The sequence below is a fragment of the Marinobacter mangrovi genome, from assembly GCF_016798325.1.
Taxonomy (GTDB): Bacteria; Pseudomonadota; Gammaproteobacteria; order Pseudomonadales; family Oleiphilaceae; genus Marinobacter_A; species Marinobacter_A mangrovi.
In genome coordinates this window covers 191,061-207,551 of the sequence record NZ_JAERVO010000008.1, presented here as the reverse complement: position 1 = coordinate 207,551, position 16,491 = coordinate 191,061, and the positions used below count along the sequence as shown (strand labels likewise).

The 16,491-nt window shown below is 62.5% G+C and carries 17 protein-coding genes; 10 read left to right on the top strand and 7 right to left on the bottom strand.

Annotated features, from left to right (window positions below; genetic code table 11):
- Positions 1-5: 5 nt before the first annotated feature.
- The 5 genes from JL474_RS20230 to JL474_RS20210 form a co-directional block, all read right to left on the bottom strand.
- Positions 6-788: a crotonase/enoyl-CoA hydratase family protein gene (locus JL474_RS20230; protein WP_203143702.1), complete on the bottom strand. Its 783-nt coding sequence runs from the start codon at positions 786-788 to the stop codon at positions 6-8.
- 169 nt (positions 789-957) lie between these two features.
- Positions 958-1,749, bottom strand: a complete 792-nt coding sequence (locus JL474_RS20225; RefSeq protein ID WP_203143700.1) for an alpha/beta fold hydrolase — start codon at positions 1,747-1,749, stop codon at positions 958-960.
- 15 nt (positions 1,750-1,764) lie between these two features.
- On the bottom strand, positions 1,765-2,970 hold the full coding sequence (gene pcaF, locus JL474_RS20220; RefSeq protein ID WP_203143699.1) for a 3-oxoadipyl-CoA thiolase: 1,206 nt from the start codon (positions 2,968-2,970) through the stop codon (positions 1,765-1,767).
- Positions 2,971-2,978: 8 nt separating this feature from the next.
- Entirely contained in the window at positions 2,979-3,749 is a 771-nt protein-coding gene (locus JL474_RS20215) for a CoA-transferase subunit beta (RefSeq protein ID WP_203143775.1), read from the bottom strand.
- A gap of 7 nt (positions 3,750-3,756) precedes the next feature.
- On the bottom strand, positions 3,757-4,572 hold the full coding sequence (locus JL474_RS20210; RefSeq protein ID WP_131479512.1) for a CoA transferase subunit A: 816 nt from the start codon (positions 4,570-4,572) through the stop codon (positions 3,757-3,759).
- A gap of 201 nt (positions 4,573-4,773) precedes the next feature.
- On the opposite strand from JL474_RS20210, the gene JL474_RS20205 reads away from it, so the two are divergent.
- Positions 4,774-5,553, top strand: a complete 780-nt coding sequence (locus JL474_RS20205; protein ID WP_203143697.1) for an IclR family transcriptional regulator domain-containing protein — start codon at positions 4,774-4,776, stop codon at positions 5,551-5,553.
- 10 nt (positions 5,554-5,563) lie between these two features.
- Here the strand turns inward: JL474_RS20205 and JL474_RS20200 are convergent, their stop codons facing one another.
- The gene (locus tag JL474_RS20200) at positions 5,564-6,466 is read right to left on the bottom strand and encodes a LysR family transcriptional regulator (RefSeq protein ID WP_203143695.1); all 903 of its coding nucleotides are present in this window, start codon (positions 6,464-6,466) and stop codon (positions 5,564-5,566) included.
- A 107-nt stretch (positions 6,467-6,573) separates the two neighbouring features.
- Here JL474_RS20200 and JL474_RS20195 point away from each other — a divergent pair, with 107 nt between their 5' ends.
- From JL474_RS20195 to JL474_RS20160, 8 genes are all read left to right on the top strand, one after another.
- Complete coding sequence (locus JL474_RS20195; protein ID WP_203143693.1) at positions 6,574-7,692, top strand: muconate/chloromuconate family cycloisomerase; 1,119 nt, start codon at positions 6,574-6,576, stop codon at positions 7,690-7,692.
- 35 nt (positions 7,693-7,727) lie between these two features.
- Positions 7,728-8,018: a muconolactone Delta-isomerase gene (gene catC / locus JL474_RS20190; protein WP_203143691.1), complete on the top strand. Its 291-nt coding sequence runs from the start codon at positions 7,728-7,730 to the stop codon at positions 8,016-8,018.
- Between the two features lie 105 nt (positions 8,019-8,123).
- On the top strand, positions 8,124-9,065 hold the full coding sequence (gene catA / locus JL474_RS20185) for a catechol 1,2-dioxygenase (protein WP_203143689.1): 942 nt from the start codon (positions 8,124-8,126) through the stop codon (positions 9,063-9,065).
- 118 nt (positions 9,066-9,183) lie between these two features.
- On the top strand, positions 9,184-10,575 hold the full coding sequence (locus JL474_RS20180) for a Rieske 2Fe-2S domain-containing protein (RefSeq protein ID WP_203143687.1): 1,392 nt from the start codon (positions 9,184-9,186) through the stop codon (positions 10,573-10,575).
- Positions 10,572-11,063 (top strand): benzoate 1,2-dioxygenase small subunit, encoded by a 492-nt coding sequence (benB, locus tag JL474_RS20175; RefSeq protein WP_203143685.1) that lies wholly within the window; start codon positions 10,572-10,574, stop codon positions 11,061-11,063. The genes JL474_RS20180 and benB overlap by 4 nt, the downstream gene beginning before the upstream one ends.
- Before the next feature lie 39 nt (positions 11,064-11,102).
- On the top strand, positions 11,103-12,140 hold the full coding sequence (gene benC / locus JL474_RS20170; RefSeq protein ID WP_203143683.1) for a benzoate 1,2-dioxygenase electron transfer component BenC: 1,038 nt from the start codon (positions 11,103-11,105) through the stop codon (positions 12,138-12,140).
- Complete coding sequence (benD, locus tag JL474_RS20165) at positions 12,137-12,919, top strand: benzoate diol dehydrogenase BenD (protein ID WP_203143682.1); 783 nt, start codon at positions 12,137-12,139, stop codon at positions 12,917-12,919. The genes benC and benD overlap by 4 nt, the downstream gene beginning before the upstream one ends.
- A gap of 418 nt (positions 12,920-13,337) precedes the next feature.
- On the top strand, positions 13,338-14,564 hold the full coding sequence (locus JL474_RS20160; RefSeq protein ID WP_203143680.1) for an MFS transporter: 1,227 nt from the start codon (positions 13,338-13,340) through the stop codon (positions 14,562-14,564).
- A 376-nt stretch (positions 14,565-14,940) separates the two neighbouring features.
- Here JL474_RS20160 and JL474_RS20155 read toward each other — a convergent pair whose 3' ends face one another.
- Positions 14,941-15,846 carry a LysR family transcriptional regulator gene (locus JL474_RS20155; protein ID WP_203143678.1) on the bottom strand — a complete coding sequence of 302 codons (906 nt, stop codon included), beginning with the start codon at positions 15,844-15,846 and terminating at the stop codon, positions 14,941-14,943.
- 162 nt (positions 15,847-16,008) lie between these two features.
- Here JL474_RS20155 and JL474_RS20150 point away from each other — a divergent pair, with 162 nt between their 5' ends.
- Positions 16,009-16,452 carry a DoxX family protein gene (locus JL474_RS20150; protein WP_203143676.1) on the top strand — a complete coding sequence of 148 codons (444 nt, stop codon included), beginning with the start codon at positions 16,009-16,011 and terminating at the stop codon, positions 16,450-16,452.
- The last annotated feature ends 39 nt before the right edge of the window (positions 16,453-16,491 follow it).

Here is a 16,491-nt window from a genome sequence, read left to right as displayed (position 1 = left end):
CCGGGTCAGTCGTCGAACCGCCCGTGCCGGCCGGCCCCTTTGGCAAACCGGTCGGCGCCCTTGATCGCTTCCTCGAACACCACCGGGTAGCCCCCGACCCCTTCCTGTTTCAGCGCTTCCTCCAGCGTGAGATCCCATTGCGCGTAGGCGGACGCCCGATCCGCCTGCAGGCAGCGCTGCGGGAATTGGGCGATGTCGGCGGCCAGTTGCTCCGCCGCCTGCCGGCTGTCGCCGTCCGGCACGACGCGGTTGGCCAATCCCATTTGCAGCGCTTCATCCGCGCCGACAGGGCGACCGGTCAGGATTATGTCGAGCGCACGGGACTGGCCGATCAGTCGCGGCAAGCGCACTGTCCCGCCGTCGATCAGCGGCACGCCCCAGCGACGGCAGAACACGCCGAACACCGCGGATTCCTCCGCCACCCGCATGTCGCACATCAGGGCCAGTTCCAGCCCGCCGGCTACCGCGTGCCCTGAGACCGCGGCAATCACCGGCTTGCTCAAATTCATGCGCGTTGGTCCCATCGGCCCTGGTCCAGTACCTTCCGGCTCGATCTCGTTGCGGGTCGCGGGATCGCCCATTGCGGAAAGATCGGCACCCGCGCAGAAAGTCCCGCCATCGCCCCAAAGCACGGCAACCCGCAGCGCATCACTTGCCTCGAAATAGGTGAAAGCCTCACGCAGGGCATCGGCGGTGGGACGGTCGACCGCGTTCTTTTTCCCGGGCCGATTCAGGATGATGGTGCAGACCGGGCCGTTTTCTTCGATCGTGACGGCGGATGAGGGCATGGCGTGAGTGTCCTTTTTATTATTGGCGGGCGAGTTCGGCGCCGTGAGCGCCAAGACCATTGCATGCTGAGTCTAGCGAAAAGTCACCGGGGAATCAGGGGTGCGAATGGCGGGCGGACAGGGAAACAAAAAAAGGGCCCGTCGAGGTGTCGACGGGCCAGGGGCACAATCAGGAAGAAAGGTGTTGCTCAATCAATGACAACAGTTGCTGCGGGCTTTCGACGGACGGCACGTGGCCAACCCGGTCGAGGATTTGCGGGGCCGGACCGCCGATGGCGTCGGCCAGGGCTTCCAGCGCCGCAGGCGGCGTGGCCATGTCGTCACTGCCGCCCACCAGGGTGACCGGCACGTCGCGATCCCCAAAGGCACCGCGGAAATCGGCCTGGCCAAGCATGTCGCACAGCAGGGCATAGCTGTGCGCGTCGCCCCGGCCCATCAGGACTTTCCAGCCATCCAGCAGGGCCGGCTGTTCGGCCGCGGCCAGCGGGCCGAACCAGCGCGGGACGATGCCCTCGGCCATTGCCGGCAGCCCTTTGCTGCGGACATCCGATGCGCGGGTTTTCCAGGCATCGGGCGTGCCGATAACCGGGCCGGTATTGGTCAGCATCACGGACAGCAACACTTCCGGGTAGCGACTCAGCAACTGCTGGCCGATAACGCCGCCGATGGACGTTCCCACGAAATGAAACGGTTCCGCGTCGGCGGCGCCCACCAGGGCGAGCGTTTCCTGTGCCAGATCCTCGGGCATGATGGCATCACATTCCGGGCTCGCGGCAGCGCTGCCGCCATGGCCCGGCAGGTCCCAGGTCAGTACCCGGAAGCGCGGTAATAGGCCGGGCAACAGGTCGTCCCAGACCGCCTGGGTCATGCCCAGCGGGTGGGCCAGCACTAGTAGCGGCTTATCAGCTGCCCCAAGCAACCGGTAGTGAATCGTCCGTCCATCGTGTTCCAGAAAGGCCATGGTTCCTCCTGTCGATCAGACCCGTTCGATCAGCGTGGCGATGCCCTGGCCGACGCCGACGCACATGGTGCACAGGGCGTAGCGGCCACCGCTGCGCTGCAGTTCGTGGGCGGCGGATTGCAGGATGCGCGCGCCGGACATGCCCAGCGGATGGCCCAGTGCGATGGCGCCGCCGTTCGGATTCACGCGGGCGTCGTCATCGGCGATGCCCAGTTCACGCAGGACCGCCAGACCCTGGGCCGCGAACGCCTCGTTCAGTTCGATCACGTCGAGCTGGTCGACGGTCATGCCCAGGCGCTTGAGCAACTTCCGGGTCGCCGGGACCGGGCCGATGCCCATCACGAGCGGTTCCACACCGGCGGTGGCCATGCCCAGGATGCGGGCCATCGGCTTGAGGCCGTGGGCCTTCACAGCCGCCTCGCTGGCCACCAGCATGGCCGCGGCGCCGTCGTTCACGCCGGAGGCGTTACCGGCGGTCACCGAGCCATTCTCACGGAACGGTGTGGGCAGCCTCGCCAGCTTTTCCACGGTGGTGCCGGCGCGGGGATGCTCGTCGGTGTCGAAAACCAGCGGCTCCTGCTTGCGGCGCGGGATGCTGACCGGCACGATTTCCTCGGCCAGGCGACCGGCTTCCCGGGCGGCTTCCGCTTTCTCCTGGGAGCGAACGGCAAACAGATCCTGATCCTCGCGGGAGACGTTGTATTGTTCCGCCACGTTCTCAGCGGTTTCCGGCATGGAATCGATGCCATACTGCTGCTTCATCAGCGGGTTCACGAAACGCCAGCCGATGGTGGTGTCCTCGATGGTCTGGCCACGGGCAAAGGCGCTGTCCGCCTTGCCCAGCACATAGGGCGCGCGGGACATGGATTCCACACCGCCGGCCAGGACCAGGTCCATCTCGCCGGCGCGGATGGCGCGGAATGCGGTGCCGACGGCGTCCATGCCCGAGCCGCACAGGCGGTTCAGGGTGGTGCCGGGCACGGACGTGGGCAGGCCCGCCAGCAGGGCGGACATGCGCGCGACGTTGCGGTTGTCTTCACCGGCCTGGTTGGCGCAGCCCATAATGACTTCATCGATGGCGGCCGGATCCAGCTCCGGCGCTTCGGCCAGGACGGCCTTGAAAATGTGAGCCGCCAGGTCGTCGGGACGCACGCTGGCGAGGGTGCCACCGAAACGGCCGACGGCCGAACGGCGGGGATGGCAGAGATAGACGTCAGTCATGATTCACCTCACTGTTGGCCGGCATGGTGGGCGTTGGTGCGGGCCTTGAGATCGCGCAGCACCTCGAGTTCCTTCGCAGACGGCTCCGGCGTGGTGTCCACCTGGTCGGCAAAGCGGATCTCCCAGCCGGTGGCCTCGATCACCTGCTCACGGGTGACGCCCGGGTGCAGGGAAGTGACCACCAGTTCCTTGGTCTCCGGATCCGGCTTGAGAATGCACAGGTCCGTGATCACCACGGTCGGGCCGCGACCAATGTTGGGCACATTGTCCCGCGCCTTGCCGTCCCGGCCAAAGCCGACGGTGGTGATGAAGTCCACATCCTTCACGAAGGTGCGCTTGGAGTGCTTCACGGTGATGAACACTTCATGGGCATTGGTGCCGATTTCCGGGGCACCGCCACCGCCGGGCAGGCGGACCTTCGGTTCGCGGTAGTCGCCGATCAGGGTGGTGTTGATGTTGGCGTAGCGGTCGATCTGGGCGGTGCCGAGGAAGCCGACGCTGACTTTGCCGCCCTGCAGCCAGTAGCGGAACATCTCCGGTACGGACACGGTGGTCAAGGCGGATTCGCACAATTCGCCGTCACCGATGGACAGCGGCAGTACCTCCGGCTTGGTTTGCAGCGTGCCGGATTCGTAGATCAGGGTGACGTCCGGTGCGTGGGTCAGGCGCGCCAGGTTGGCGGCCTCGCTGGGCAGACCAATCCCGACGAAGCAGGTCATGTCGTTGTTCAGCGCCCGCGCAGCGGTCACGCTCATCATTTCAGACGAAGTGAATTCCAGGCTCATCTCAGGCACCTCCGTTCTCGAAGACATTCTCGTTCAGCCACGCCTGGAAGGCGTCGCGGTCGCGGGCGATTCCGTCCCATTCCTTATAGAAGGCGTTATCGCGGTCGTAGTAGCCCAGCGCGTAGGACGGCTTGGCCCCTTTCGGCGCTTCGGCAATGGCCGTGATCGCCCAGGACGGCAGCACGCAGGCGTTCACGGACGCGCCCAGGTCATCCACCACTTCCTCGACGGTCACAATGCTGCGCTTGGCGGCCAGTACGGCCTCCTTCTGGATGCCGATGATGCCTTCCACCAGGACGTTGCCTTTACGGTCGGCGCGCTGGGCGTGAATCACGGACACGTCCGGGCGCACGGACGGGACGGCCGCCAGTTTCTCACCGGTAAACGGGCACTCGATGAACTTGATCTGGTCGTTGACCTTGGGCAGGTCGCTGCCGATATAGCCGCGCAGGACGGCCAACGGCAGGCCCGCAGCGCCGGCTTCATAGGCACAGGCCATGGCGGCGTGGCTGTGTTCGAGGATTTCGAGCTGGTTCGGCCAGCCGCGTTCGACGGCGTCCCGCAGGCGGTGCAGGGAGCCGACACCCGGGTTGCCGCCCCATGAGAAAATCAGCTTCTTCGCGCAGCCGGCGCCGATCATCTGGTCGTATACCAGGTCCGGCGTCATGCGGATCAGCGTCAGGTCACGCTTCTCCTGGCGGATGATCTCGTGTCCCGCAGCAAAGGGAATCAGGTGGGTAAACCCTTCCATGGCGACGGTATCGCCATCGTTGATGTGGCGGCTGACCGCCTCTTTAAGAGAGAGAAATTCGGCCATGGCAATTCTCCTCTGGCACTTGGTGTTGTTTGTTCGCAATACGAATATAAGTTTAATATGCGAACATAATGACGTGAAGGATTTACTTTCGTCAAGTGCAAAGTTTGAACAACCGCTTTGAGAACGAGTGTTCGCAGAACGAACAAGCTGCTACCATTCGGTCGCAGACCACCGTGTGGCGGCACCCCAACAGGAGCAGGAATGGAAGACAAGACACTGAAGCCGGGCGATCGGGATTACGTCGGGGCCCTGGCCTCTGGGCTCACCGTACTGCAGTCGTTCGACGCCGAGCATCAGCGCATGACCCTCAGTGAAGTGGCCGCGCGTGCGGATATGGATCGGGCCAAGGCGCGCCGGTTCCTGCTGACCCTGCACGCCCTGGGCTACGTGCGGCGCAACGGTCGCTACTTCGAGCTGACGCCGCGGGTGTTGCAGCTGGGCTATGCCTATCAGGCGTCGAACCGCTATCGGGCCGTCATCCAGCAGTACCTGGAGGACATTACGGCTGATCTCGGGGAGTCATCGTCGCTGGCCGTGCTGGACGGTCAGGATGTGGTTTATGTGGTGCGTTCGGCGGCCCGACACCGGCTAATGGCGATCAGTCTGTCAGTGGGTACGCGTCTGCCGGCGGCCTATACGTCCATGGGGCGGATCCTACTGGCGCAGTTGCCGGATGACGAGCTGGAGCAGTTCCTGGCCCAGGTCGAGGTGCATCGCCACACGCCGGCCTCGGTCGATTCGGTGGATGGCCTGAGAAAAGCCATTCTCCAAGGCCGGGAGCAGGGCTACTGCATCGTGGATCAGGAGCTGGACCTGGGGCTGCGTTCGGCCGCCGTGCCCGTTTTTGCCGGCGATGGAGAATTGTTGGGCGCCATCAACATCAGTACCAACGCCGCCCGGGTGGACATGGACACGCTGACCAACAGCTATCTGCCCCGCCTGCAGCAGGTGGCCGAACGGGTGCGCGAAACCACCCGTTAACCGAACAGGCTTATGGATAGCGCCCGGTCAGGCGGTTCTCGACCAGTTCGTGGAGAATGGTGTTCGCCAGGCGCATGACCGCGTTGGGGTCCTCGCCCTTGCGCCGCGAGGCGAGAACGGGGCTGGTGATGCTGTCGTCATCCAGCGGCACGTATTCCACGCCTTCCCGGCCCAGCCGGCGGACCTGTTCCGGCACCAGCGTAAAACCCATATCCGAAGCGACCAGCGATAGCGCCGTCTGCACGTCGTTCACCTGTTGAATCACGTTCACCCTCAAACCGCGCCGGTGGAAAAGACCCTGGGTAATATCCGCGAAGTTGGGGCCCGGCCCGGACGGAAACGTGATTAGCGGAATGTCCGCCAACTCCTTCATGGACGGCATCTTCTTCGCTAGCGGATGTGAGGCGGGTAAGGCGGCGATCATCGGCTCGTTGAACAGCAGTTCCTGCTCCACGTCCGGGTCGTCGATCCGCAGGCGACCGAACCCCAGATCGATTTTGCCGCTCTTGAGGGCATCGATTTGCTCTCGGGTCTTCAGCTCGTGCAGCACGATTTCCAGGTTCTTGTTCCTGCGCAGCCGGCGCACCATCAGCGGCAACTGGCCGTAGAAGATGGAGGGCACAAAGCCGATCGCAAAGACGGTTTTGCCGTGCTGACTGATGCGCCGCGTGTCCGCGACGGTGGCGTCGACCTTGTCGAGGATCTGGCGCGCCTGGTCCAGAAAGTACTGGCCGGCTTCCGTCAGCTCCAGCCCCCTCGGTTTGCGGTTGAACAGCACCGCACCGATTTCCTCCTCCAGTTGTTTGACCTGACGGGTCAGCGGCGGCTGGGCGATAAACAGCCGCTCCGCTGCGCGGGTCAGGTTGAGCTCTTCGGCAACCACGCAGAAGTACCTCAGATGTCTCAACTCCATCCATACCTCCAGGGTATTGCTCGCTATTTAATCAATATTGGTGCGAGTCCGTGAAACTTCGTACCGTGAACTGAACACGGCTAAACAGTTCGCGATCCGGAGACCCCATGAGCGCCACCATTCAATCCATCGAAGCCATCCTGGTCGACATCCCGACCATTCGTCCCCACAAGCTATCGATGACAACCATGGGGGTTCAGACCATGGTCATCGTTCGCGTGACGGATTCCGATGGCATCGAAGGCCTGGGCGAGGCGACCACCATCGGCGGCCTGGCTTACGGTCCGGAAAGTCCGGAAAGCGTCAAACTGACCATTGATCACTACGTGGCGCCGCTGCTCATAAATCAACCGGCGGACAATATTAATACCTTAAAGGTAAGGCTGGGACGTGTCATCCGTGGCAACACCCTGGCCAAGTCGGCGATCGAAACGGCGTTACTGGACCTGCAGGGCAAACGTCTGCAGCGGCCGCTTGCCGAACTGCTGGGCGGCGCCGTGCACACGCACATGCCGGTGCTCTGGACCCTGGCCAGTGGCGATACCGGCAAGGACATCGATGAGGCCATGAACCTGATCGAGGCCAAGCGCCACTGCGACTTCAAACTCAAGATCGGATCCCGTCCGCTGATGGACGACGTGCGCCATGTGGCGGCCATCAAGGAGGCAGTGGGCGACAGCGCCAGTGTCCGGGTGGACGTCAACCAGGCCTGGGACGAAGCCACAGCCGCCAAAGGCATGGCCGAACTGCAGGCCGCGGGGATCGATCTGGTCGAGCAGCCCACGCCGATGAAACATTTCGATTCGCTGGTGCGTCTGTCCGACAAGTTCCATCTCCCCATCCTGGCGGATGAGGCGGTGGCCGATGCGACGGACGGCTTCAACCTGGCGGCGGCCGGATTCGGCGGCGCCTATGCCCTGAAGATTGCCAAGTCCGGCGGTCCGGCGCGGGTACTGGAGTTGGCGGCGGTCGCTTCGGCGGCGGGTATTGGTCTTTATGGCGGCACCATGCTGGAGGGCACGATCGGCACCGCGGCGTCGCTGCACGCCTGGTCGACTCTGGAAACGCTGCACTGGGGCACAGAAATGTTCGGCCCGCTGCTGATGAAGGACGACATTGTCGTTACGCCGCTGAACTACCGCGATAACGGGGTCGAGCTGCCGGACGGCCCGGGCCTGGGCATCGCCATCGACGAAGACAAGCTTGAGCACTACCGCCGTAAGTGAGCGGCGGTCTGAACCCCGTTACGCAAGGAGTTTCCATGCTGTTCAAAGTTGAAATGAAGGTCAATCTGCCGGCGGACATGCCGGCCGAAGTCGCCGCCGACATCAAGGCGCGGGAAAAAGCCTATGCCCAGGAGCTGCAGCAGCAGGGCAAGTGGCGTCACCTGTGGCGGGTCAGCGGCACCTACGCCAACGTCAGCATCTTCGACGTGGCGGATAACGCGGAATTGCACGACCTGGTGAGCAGCCTGCCGCTGTTCCCCTACATGGACATCTCGGTGGCGCCGCTGTGCCGGCACCCGTCGTCCATTCACGAGGACGACCGATAAGCCAGGGAATGACAGATCACGGCGGCCGCGGAATCGGTTGCCATCCATAACCACTGCTTTCTGATGAGAGTGACAAGAACAAGACCAACACCGGAGGAATACGCAATGACTGTCAAAACGATGCATACCCCAGAAGTCCAGGCGCTGCTCAAGAAGGTTGCTGGCCTGGATAATGACGGCGGCAACGAGCGCGTGAAGCAAATCGTCCATCGCCTGATGCACGACATCTTTCAGATTGTCGAAGACTTCGACGTGACGCCCGAGGAATTCTGGAGCGCGGTCTACTACATCAATAGCTTGGGTCAGAATGGCGAAGCCCCGTTGCTGGCGCCGGGTCTGGGCATGGATCATTACCTGGATATCCGCATGGACGCTGAGGATGCCGAGGCCGGCCTCACCGGAGGGACTCCGCGCACGATCGAAGGTCCGCTGTACGTCGCCGGCGCGCCAATCAGTGACGGCTTTGCGCGGATGGACGACGGCACGGACACGGATGCCGAAACCGCCATCATCACCGGTCGGGTGACGGACGAGAATGACCAGCCGATTGCCAACGCGATGGTGGATATCTGGCACGCCGACAGCAAGGGCGGCTATTCCTACTTCGACCCGTCGCAGAGCGAATACAACCTGCGTCGTCGTATCCGCACCGATGCCGATGGCCGCTACACCGCCCGCACCATTATTCCGTCCGGTTACGGCTGTCCGCCGGAAGGGTCGACCCAGACGCTGCTGAACCTGCTTGGCCGACACGGTCGTCGACCGGCGCACATCCACTACTTCATCTCCGCACCGGGTTACCGCCACCTCACGACGCAGATCAACCTGGCCGGCGATGAATACACCTACGACGATTTTGCCTTCGCCACGCGTGACGACCTGGTCGTTGAGGCCCATCGCATCGACGATCCTGCCGAGGCCGAGCAGTACGGGCTGAACGGCCCGTTCAACAAGCTGGTGTTCGACGTGCAGCTGCTGTCGACGGAGGCCACCGACCAGCAGGAACGCCACCCCCGCCAGCGCGCGCTGGAAGGTGAATCCGCCTGAGCTGAGGACTGAGCGCCCGGCTTAATTCCAACGCTTCCGTGCTTTAGTGATCCGGCCTGTCCCAGACAGGGCTGGCCGGGGACTCTCACGCCGAAAAAAGGCGAAAAGGAGAGAGGACATGACAACAAAACTCGACCAACTCGCAAAGACCGTCAACAACGCGGTCGTCGCCGATCCGGACACCGGCCGCTACCAGTGCGACCGGGCTATCTTTACCGATCGGGAGCTGTTCGAACTGGAAATGAAGTACGTCTTCGAGGGCAACTGGGTCTACCTGGCGCACGAGAGCCAGATTCCAGAGCCCGGCGATTACTTCACCGTCACCGTGGGTCGTCAGCCGGTGATCATCACCCGGACGAAAGACGGCGAGCTGAAGGCGATTCTCAACACCTGTTCCCACCGCGGCGCCACGCTGTGCCGCAAGAAGCGGGGCAACAAGACGTCCTTCACCTGCCCGTTCCACGGCTGGACCTTCCGCAACGACGGCAAGCTGCTCAAGGCCAAGGATCAGAAGAAGGGCGGTTACCCGGCGCAGTTCAACACCGAGGGTTCCCACGACCTGAAGCAGATGCCGAAGTTCGAGAACTATCGCGGCTTCCTGTTCGGCAGTCTGAACGCGGATGTCGTCCCGCTGGATGAGTACTTGGGTGAAACCACGAAGATCATCGACAACATCGTCGACCAGTCCGAGGACGGTCTGGAGGTCCTGCGCGGCAACTCCACCTACACCTACGAGGGCAACTGGAAGCTGACCGCCGAGAACGGCGCCGACGGCTACCACGTCAGCACCGTGCACTGGAACTACCTGTCCACCATGGGCCAGCGCAACTACGAGAAGGGCGGCACCGAGGCGGTGGACGCCAAGAGCTGGTCGGCCGAGGGCGGTTTTTATTCCTTCGAGAACGGCCACATGATGCTGTGGACCCGCCTGTTGAACCCGGAAGTACGGCCCATCTTCAGCCAGCTGGAGCGCCTGCAAAAGACCTACGGCGAGGCCCGCGCGGATTCCATCGTGCGAACCACCAAGAACCTGTGCCTGTACCCGAACGTGTACCTGATGGACCAGTTCTCCACCCAGATCCGGGTCGCGCGGCCGATCGACGTCAACAAGACCGAGATCACCATCTATGCCTTCGCGCCGAAGAACGAGCCGGCCGAGCTGCGGGCCAAGCGCATCCGTCAGTATGAGGACTTCTTCAACGTGTCCGGCATGGGCACGCCCGATGACCTGGAAGAGTTCCGCGGCTGCCAGAGCGGCTACGAAGCCCGGGGCATGCGCTGGAACGACATGAGCCGCGGCGCAGCGCACTGGATCGACGGCCCCGACGAGCACGCCAACCAGATCGACATGAAACCGATCATGAGCGGCGCCAAGCCGGAAGACGAAGGCCTCTACGTCAACCATCACCAGCACTGGCAGGACGAGATGGCCCGGGCGATTGCTGCCGAAAAGGTGCGCTTTATCCCGACGACTGAATCGGAACGTGAAGAAAAGGAGGGTGCGGCATGAGCCTGAGCTATCACGACATCGAACAGTTCATCATCCGCGAAGCCCGCTTCCTGGACGATCGCGAGTGGGACAAGTGGCTTGAGTGCTATCACCCGGACGTCACCTACTGGATGCCGGCCTGGGATGACGACGACGAGCTGACCGAGGATCCGCAGACCGAGATCTCACTGATCTATTACCCCAACAAGGATGGCCTGGAAGACCGGGTCTACCGGCTGAAGACCGAGCGTTCGGGCGCCAGCTCCCTGCCGGAGCCGCGCACCACGCACTTCACCAGCAACCTGGAGATCCTGTCCCAGGACGACAACGAGGTGACGCTGCGCTTCAACTGGCTGACCAAGGCCTATCGCTACAAGCAATCCGCCGAATACTACGGAACATCCTTCTACACCCTGGACATCACCGGCGAGCAGCCGCTGATCCGTGAGAAGCGCATTGTTCTGATCAACGATTGCATCCATCAGGTGCTGGACGTCTACCACCTTTGAGGTGGCGGACCAGCGCTGATGGATGGGGAGGGCAACATCATGAGTTACAACATCGCACTCAATTTCGAAGACGGCGTCACCCGGTTCGTTTCCTGCAACGAGGGGGAGACCGTGCTGGACGCCGCCTACCGTGCGCAGATCAACCTGCCGATGGACTGCTCCGACGGGGTCTGCGGCACCTGCAAGGGCACCTGCCGTCAGGGCCAGTACGATCTGGGCGATGAATACATCGACGACGCACTGACCGACGACGAAGCCGAGCAGGGCATGGTCCTGACCTGCCAGATGGTGCCCTCCAGCGACTGCGTGGTGGAAGTGCCGGCGGCCTCCACCCTGTGTAAGACCGGCAACGCCACCGTCGAAGGCACTGTGGCCGAGGTGAACCTGATCTCCGCCACCGCCATCGAACTCAAGATTACGGCGGGCGACGACATCGCCTTCCTGCCGGGGCAGTACGTGAACATCCAGGTGCCGGGCTCCGAGGAGACGCGCGCCTACTCCTTCAGTTCCCAGCCGGGCAGCCGGGACCTCAGTTTCCTGATCCGCAACGTGCCGGGCGGGCTGATGAGCACCTACCTGGTGGGCAAGGCCCGGGCCGGCGACAAGCTGACCCTGACCGGCCCGATGGGCAGCTTCTACCTGCGTCCGATCGAGCGCCCGATCCTGATGCTGGCGGGCGGCACCGGACTGGCGCCGATCCTGTCGAAGCTGGAGCACATGAAGGCCAACGGCTGCAACAGCCAGCCGGTCCATCTGGTCTATGGCGTCAGCAACGACGAGGACCTGGTCTGTGTCGAGGCGCTGGAACAGTTCGCCGAAGCGCTGGAGAATTTCACCTTCAAGACCGTGATTTCCAGCGACGACAGCGACCATCCGAACAAGGGCTACGTCACCAACCACATGGACGACGCGCCCATGAATGACGGCGACGTGGACGTGTACCTGTGCGGGCCGCCGCCGATGGTGGACGCCGTGCGCACCTACTTCCGCGAGCAGGGCATCACGCCCAACGCGTTCCACTACGAGAAGTTCACGCCCAGCCTGGCGACGGACGCGGTCAAGGAGAAGGTGGCATGAACCCGCGATTTGCCGACAAGGTGCTGCTGATCACCGGCGCCGCCCAGGGTATCGGGCGGCGGGTGGCCGAGCGCGCCGCGGAGGAAGGCGGCCGCCTGGCGCTGGTAGACCGCTCCGATCTGGTCCACGAACTGGCCGCCGAGCTGGTGGAAAAGGGCGGTGACGCCATTGCCCTGCAGGCCGACCTGGAAGTCTGGGACGGCGCCAACGGCGTGGTCGACAAGGCCCTGTCCCATTTCGGTCGGATCGATGTACTGGTGAACAACGTGGGCGGGGCCATCAACTTCAAGCCCTTCAACGAGTTTACCGACGCGGAAATCAGTGCCGAGATCACCCGCTCACTCATGCCGACGCTCTGGTGCTGCCGGGCGGTGTTGCCGACGATGGTGGACCAGCAGGGCGGGGTCATCGTGAACGTCTCCTCCGCCGCGACCCGGGGCATCCACCGGATTCCGTATTCGGCGGCCAAGGGCGGCGTGAATGCCATCACCGCGTCGCTGGCGTTTGAGTATGCCGATGCCGGTATCCGGGTGGTGGCCACCGCACCGGGTGGCACCGAAGCACCGCCGCGCCGGATTTCCCGCGGCACGCCGGAAGCGAAAACCGAGCAGGAAAAGGCCTGGTTCCAGGCGCACATCGACCAGACCCTCGACGCCAGCCTGATGCACCGCTACGGCACCCTGGACGAGCAGGCCTCGGCCATCCTGTTCCTGGCCTCGGACGAGGCGAGCTACATCACCGGGACCGTCCTGCCAGTGGCCGGAGGTGACCAGGGTTAAGAACGAACGCTCGGTGATGCCAAGACATAACAACAAGGCGAGAAAACATGCTTTATATTTAAACCGATCCCCTTCCTGGCTCCGAAATCGGTCACCGGCTTGGAGCCCTTTTTCCCATTCCGAAAACGGATAACCGTGTATGCCCAAGCGGCTGAATGACTTGTCCGTGTCGTCTATCGTCGATGCTCTGGGGGGTGGTGATCGGGTATGGGTGTTATCTGGTGCTGAATGGCGGTGGCCGTCGTGCGGCGTAAATAAATGGAGGCTATGACAACGTTTGTTTGGGTAGTGTTCGCCTAAATACGTAGATACAGCAAAGGGTCTGATCCTTAGAATGGGGGCTGCAAGTTAACGCGCTAACCGGTAGTGTTCTACCGACCTTGGCGTGTCAGCACCCGGTTCAAGGATCCCGCGATCAATGACGACGGAAGACGCCCAAACTTCTGAAACGCCTGAAGAAAAGGACGCCCTGAGAAACCTGGTGGTGGTGAGCCTTTGCCTGACGGCGGCCATCCTCGCCAACACCATGTTGCTGCTGGCGGTGCCGTTCAAGGCGATCGAGCTGGGCGTGGGGCCGTCGCTGGTGGGTGTCATCATCTCGGCACCCTATGTGCTGCCCATGCTGCTGGCGATTCCCATGGGCGGTCTGGTGGCCCGAATCGGCTGCCAGAAAATGATCATCGCCGGCGCGCTGGGTATGGCTGTCGGGCCCTGGGTGACGCTGTTGCTGCCGTCGGTGGCGAGCCTGTTTGTCACCCAGGTGATCGTCGGGCTGGCCAACATGGTGCTGATCATCTCGGCCCAGACCGTCGTGTCCGGCCTTGCCAGTGGCAAACGACTGGAACAGTACTTTGGCTGGTACACCACCTGCCTGTCGGGCGGGCAGCTGCTCGGGCCGATCACCTCCGGGTTCCTGATCGACCACTTCTCCGTGAATGTCTCCCTGGCGGCCATTGGGCTGATCCCGCTGCTGTCCGCCATCGGTGCGCTGTTTTTTTCCCGGGATATCCGGAAAGGGGGGCGATCGAAGCGCGCCAACGGCAGTTATCGCGAACAGTGGCAGTTGCTGCGCCGCAATACCGGCATGCAGACGTCGATCATGCTTACCGTCACCGCGCTGTTCGTGCTCAGCATCCACTCGACGTTCATGCCGGTGTACCTGGAATCCCTCTCGCTGGCGGCCAGTTCCATCGGCCTGTTGCTGAGCATTCGCGCCATTTCCTCCATGGCGGTGCGGGTGGTGATGTCCCGTATCATTGACCTGTGCGGCGGCCGCAACCGGGCCATCCTGATCGCCATCGTCCTGATTACCGGCTCCCTCACCGTGACCGGCCTGGTGGGCGACCACTACGCACTGCTGGTCGTCCTGGCCGTCGTCATCGGCATCGCCGGCGGCATCTCCCAGCCGCTGTCCATGGTCATCCTGTCCGAGAGCGTCCTGCCCGAACAGCGTTCCTCGTCCATGGCCACCCGCCTGATGGGCAATCGTGGCGCCCAGGTGCTGGGGCCGATGCTGATCGGCTTTCTGGCGGACCTGACCAATTTTACCGTGGCGTTTGCGGTGATGGGTGGGGTGTTGTTGGTGTTGTACATGACGTGGGTGGTTCGGTCCGGGGCGTTTTCGCAGAACGCGGTCGGACAATAGTCTTGTCTAGTAAACCCAATTGGTGGCCAAATCTACGGATATTCCGAAAAGTGTTTCAGAACTATTTGTGCCTCAAATGAAATGATGGCGTGAAAGACGGTTATTGGTGGTCTATCAAAAAGCAGGGCAGGTTTGCGTGGTGGAGGTGGCCGGGCTCAAACTGGATCAGGTGAGCCTGGCAAGCCAGTGTTCTCTCACCGTATCTTTTGTGGATATCATTGCGCTGGCGAGCAAACATTGCAGTTGTTGCAAAAATTGCAATCGCTGATTCCGAGCATCGAAGGCAACACTTTGGCGGTCCTCCCCCCAAAATATGCCGGCTGATGGCACCGGCTGGCCGGGATGCCTTCATCGTACAGTTACCCGCACAAACGGCTCACTCAAACCGATCCCAATAAGGCGGCTCCCCAAAGAACCCATCAATAAAGTCGATAAAGCTGCGCACCTTGCTGGCCAGTAGCTGCCGGTGCGCATAGACCGCGTAAAGTCCCAACGGCTCTGGTTCGTATTCCGGCAGGATCACCCTTAGCTTGCCCTCCTTGATAGCGGCACCGGCTATGAACGTCGGCTGCAGGACAATGCCCGCACCCTCGATCGCGGTGGCGGTCAGTACGTCACCGTTGTTGCTCACGATCCCCCGGTTGTCGCCGCTGATGCTCAACAGGGATTTCTGTATGGGCTGGATCGATTCCATATCCATGTAGCTGTAGTGCAGGTACTGGTGATGGATGAGGTCTTCCGGACGCTCCGGGTGGCCGTGTTGTTCGAGGTAGTCCGGTGAGGCGCACAGCACCAGCCGGACCGGCGCGATGCGTTTGGCGATCAGCGATGAGCTTTTCAGGTGGCCGATCCGCAGGGCGACGTCGAATCCTTCCTCGACGATGTCCACCTTCCGGTCATTCAGCTGGAGGTCGATCTTGACCGCCGGATGCGCCTTCTGGAAGGCGTTCAGCAGGGGCGGGAGGTGGTGCATGGCGAACGACACCGGCGCGCTGATGCGCAAGATGCCCTGTGCCTCGGTGTGTAGTTCCCCAAGCTGGCTCTCCATGTCGTCGATGTCGGTGAGGACCTGTTGGGCGCCCTGGTAATAGCGAGTGCCTGCTTCGGTCAGGTGGATCCGCCGGGTGGTTCGGTTGAGCAGGCGCAGGCCCAGGTGCTGCTCGAGCTGGGAGACGTACTTGCTGACCAGCTGCGGCGACGTATCCAACCGTTCCGCCGCGCGGGTGAAGGACCCTTCCTGAACGACATGTACAAACGCGCGCATGGCTTCGATGCGATCCATGGTCGGGCTCCCATGTGTGCTGTGTTGATAATCAATGCTTCATTGATAATAAAGCAATGAATGCCATCTTAGTTTCGCTTTTTGGTGATAGTAAAGTGCGTTCATCACCTGGGGCGAGGGCCTCGGGATTCATCGATCAAAGAATCATTCGAGGTGTCTATCATGAACAACGCAATCTCAAACGCTCTGTTTCGCTCCAACGCCGGTTTTGCCGCTCTGATTCTGCGGGTGCCGGTTGGCCTGACCCTGGCAGCGCACGGCGCCCAGAAACTGTTCGGCTGGTTTGGTGGCTATGGCCTGGAAGGCACTGGTCAGTGGATGGCGAGCATCGGCCTGGAGCCGGGTTACTTGATGGCTCTGATGTCCGGCAGTGCTGAATTCTTCGGCGGTCTGGCCCTGTTCCTGGGCCTGCTGACGCGTCCTGCGGCATTCGTGACGGCGTTCACTATGCTGGTGGCGATCTTCTCCGTCCACATTGGCAACGGCCTGTTCATGTCGAACAACGGCTACGAATACGCCCTGGCCCTGTTCGCTGTCACTGTGGCGCTGACCATTCAGGGCGGTGGCCGACTGGCGCTGGATAACCTGATCCACAAGGCAGCCTGAGGCCTTCGGGGATTCGGGCTGGATTGAGAGCTGGCGCAG

What these genes read in the sequence shown, in the direction of transcription:
- JL474_RS20180 (WP_203143687.1), top strand. Translation starts at nt 9,184, where the DNA reads ATGACAACAAAACTCGACCAACTCGCAAAGACCGTCAACAACGCGGTC.
- benB (WP_203143685.1), top strand. Translation starts at nt 10,572, where the DNA reads ATGAGCCTGAGCTATCACGACATCGAACAGTTCATCATCCGCGAAGCC.
- catA (WP_203143689.1), top strand. Translation starts at nt 8,124, where the DNA reads ATGACTGTCAAAACGATGCATACCCCAGAAGTCCAGGCGCTGCTCAAG.
- JL474_RS20160 (WP_203143680.1), top strand. Translation starts at nt 13,338, where the DNA reads ATGACGACGGAAGACGCCCAAACTTCTGAAACGCCTGAAGAAAAGGAC.
- JL474_RS20230 (WP_203143702.1), bottom strand. Translation starts at nt 788, where the DNA reads ATGCCCTCATCCGCCGTCACGATCGAAGAAAACGGCCCGGTCTGCACC.
- JL474_RS20195 (WP_203143693.1), top strand. Translation starts at nt 6,574, where the DNA reads ATGAGCGCCACCATTCAATCCATCGAAGCCATCCTGGTCGACATCCCG.
- JL474_RS20200 (WP_203143695.1), bottom strand. Translation starts at nt 6,466, where the DNA reads ATGGAGTTGAGACATCTGAGGTACTTCTGCGTGGTTGCCGAAGAGCTC.
- catC (WP_203143691.1), top strand. Translation starts at nt 7,728, where the DNA reads ATGCTGTTCAAAGTTGAAATGAAGGTCAATCTGCCGGCGGACATGCCG.
- benD (WP_203143682.1), top strand. Translation starts at nt 12,137, where the DNA reads ATGAACCCGCGATTTGCCGACAAGGTGCTGCTGATCACCGGCGCCGCC.
- JL474_RS20205 (WP_203143697.1), top strand. Translation starts at nt 4,774, where the DNA reads ATGGAAGACAAGACACTGAAGCCGGGCGATCGGGATTACGTCGGGGCC.
- JL474_RS20225 (WP_203143700.1), bottom strand. Translation starts at nt 1,749, where the DNA reads ATGGCCTTTCTGGAACACGATGGACGGACGATTCACTACCGGTTGCTT.
- JL474_RS20150 (WP_203143676.1), top strand. Translation starts at nt 16,009, where the DNA reads ATGAACAACGCAATCTCAAACGCTCTGTTTCGCTCCAACGCCGGTTTT.
- JL474_RS20155 (WP_203143678.1), bottom strand. Translation starts at nt 15,846, where the DNA reads ATGGATCGCATCGAAGCCATGCGCGCGTTTGTACATGTCGTTCAGGAA.
- pcaF (WP_203143699.1), bottom strand. Translation starts at nt 2,970, where the DNA reads ATGACTGACGTCTATCTCTGCCATCCCCGCCGTTCGGCCGTCGGCCGT.
- benC (WP_203143683.1), top strand. Translation starts at nt 11,103, where the DNA reads ATGAGTTACAACATCGCACTCAATTTCGAAGACGGCGTCACCCGGTTC.
- JL474_RS20210 (WP_131479512.1), bottom strand. Translation starts at nt 4,572, where the DNA reads ATGGCCGAATTTCTCTCTCTTAAAGAGGCGGTCAGCCGCCACATCAAC.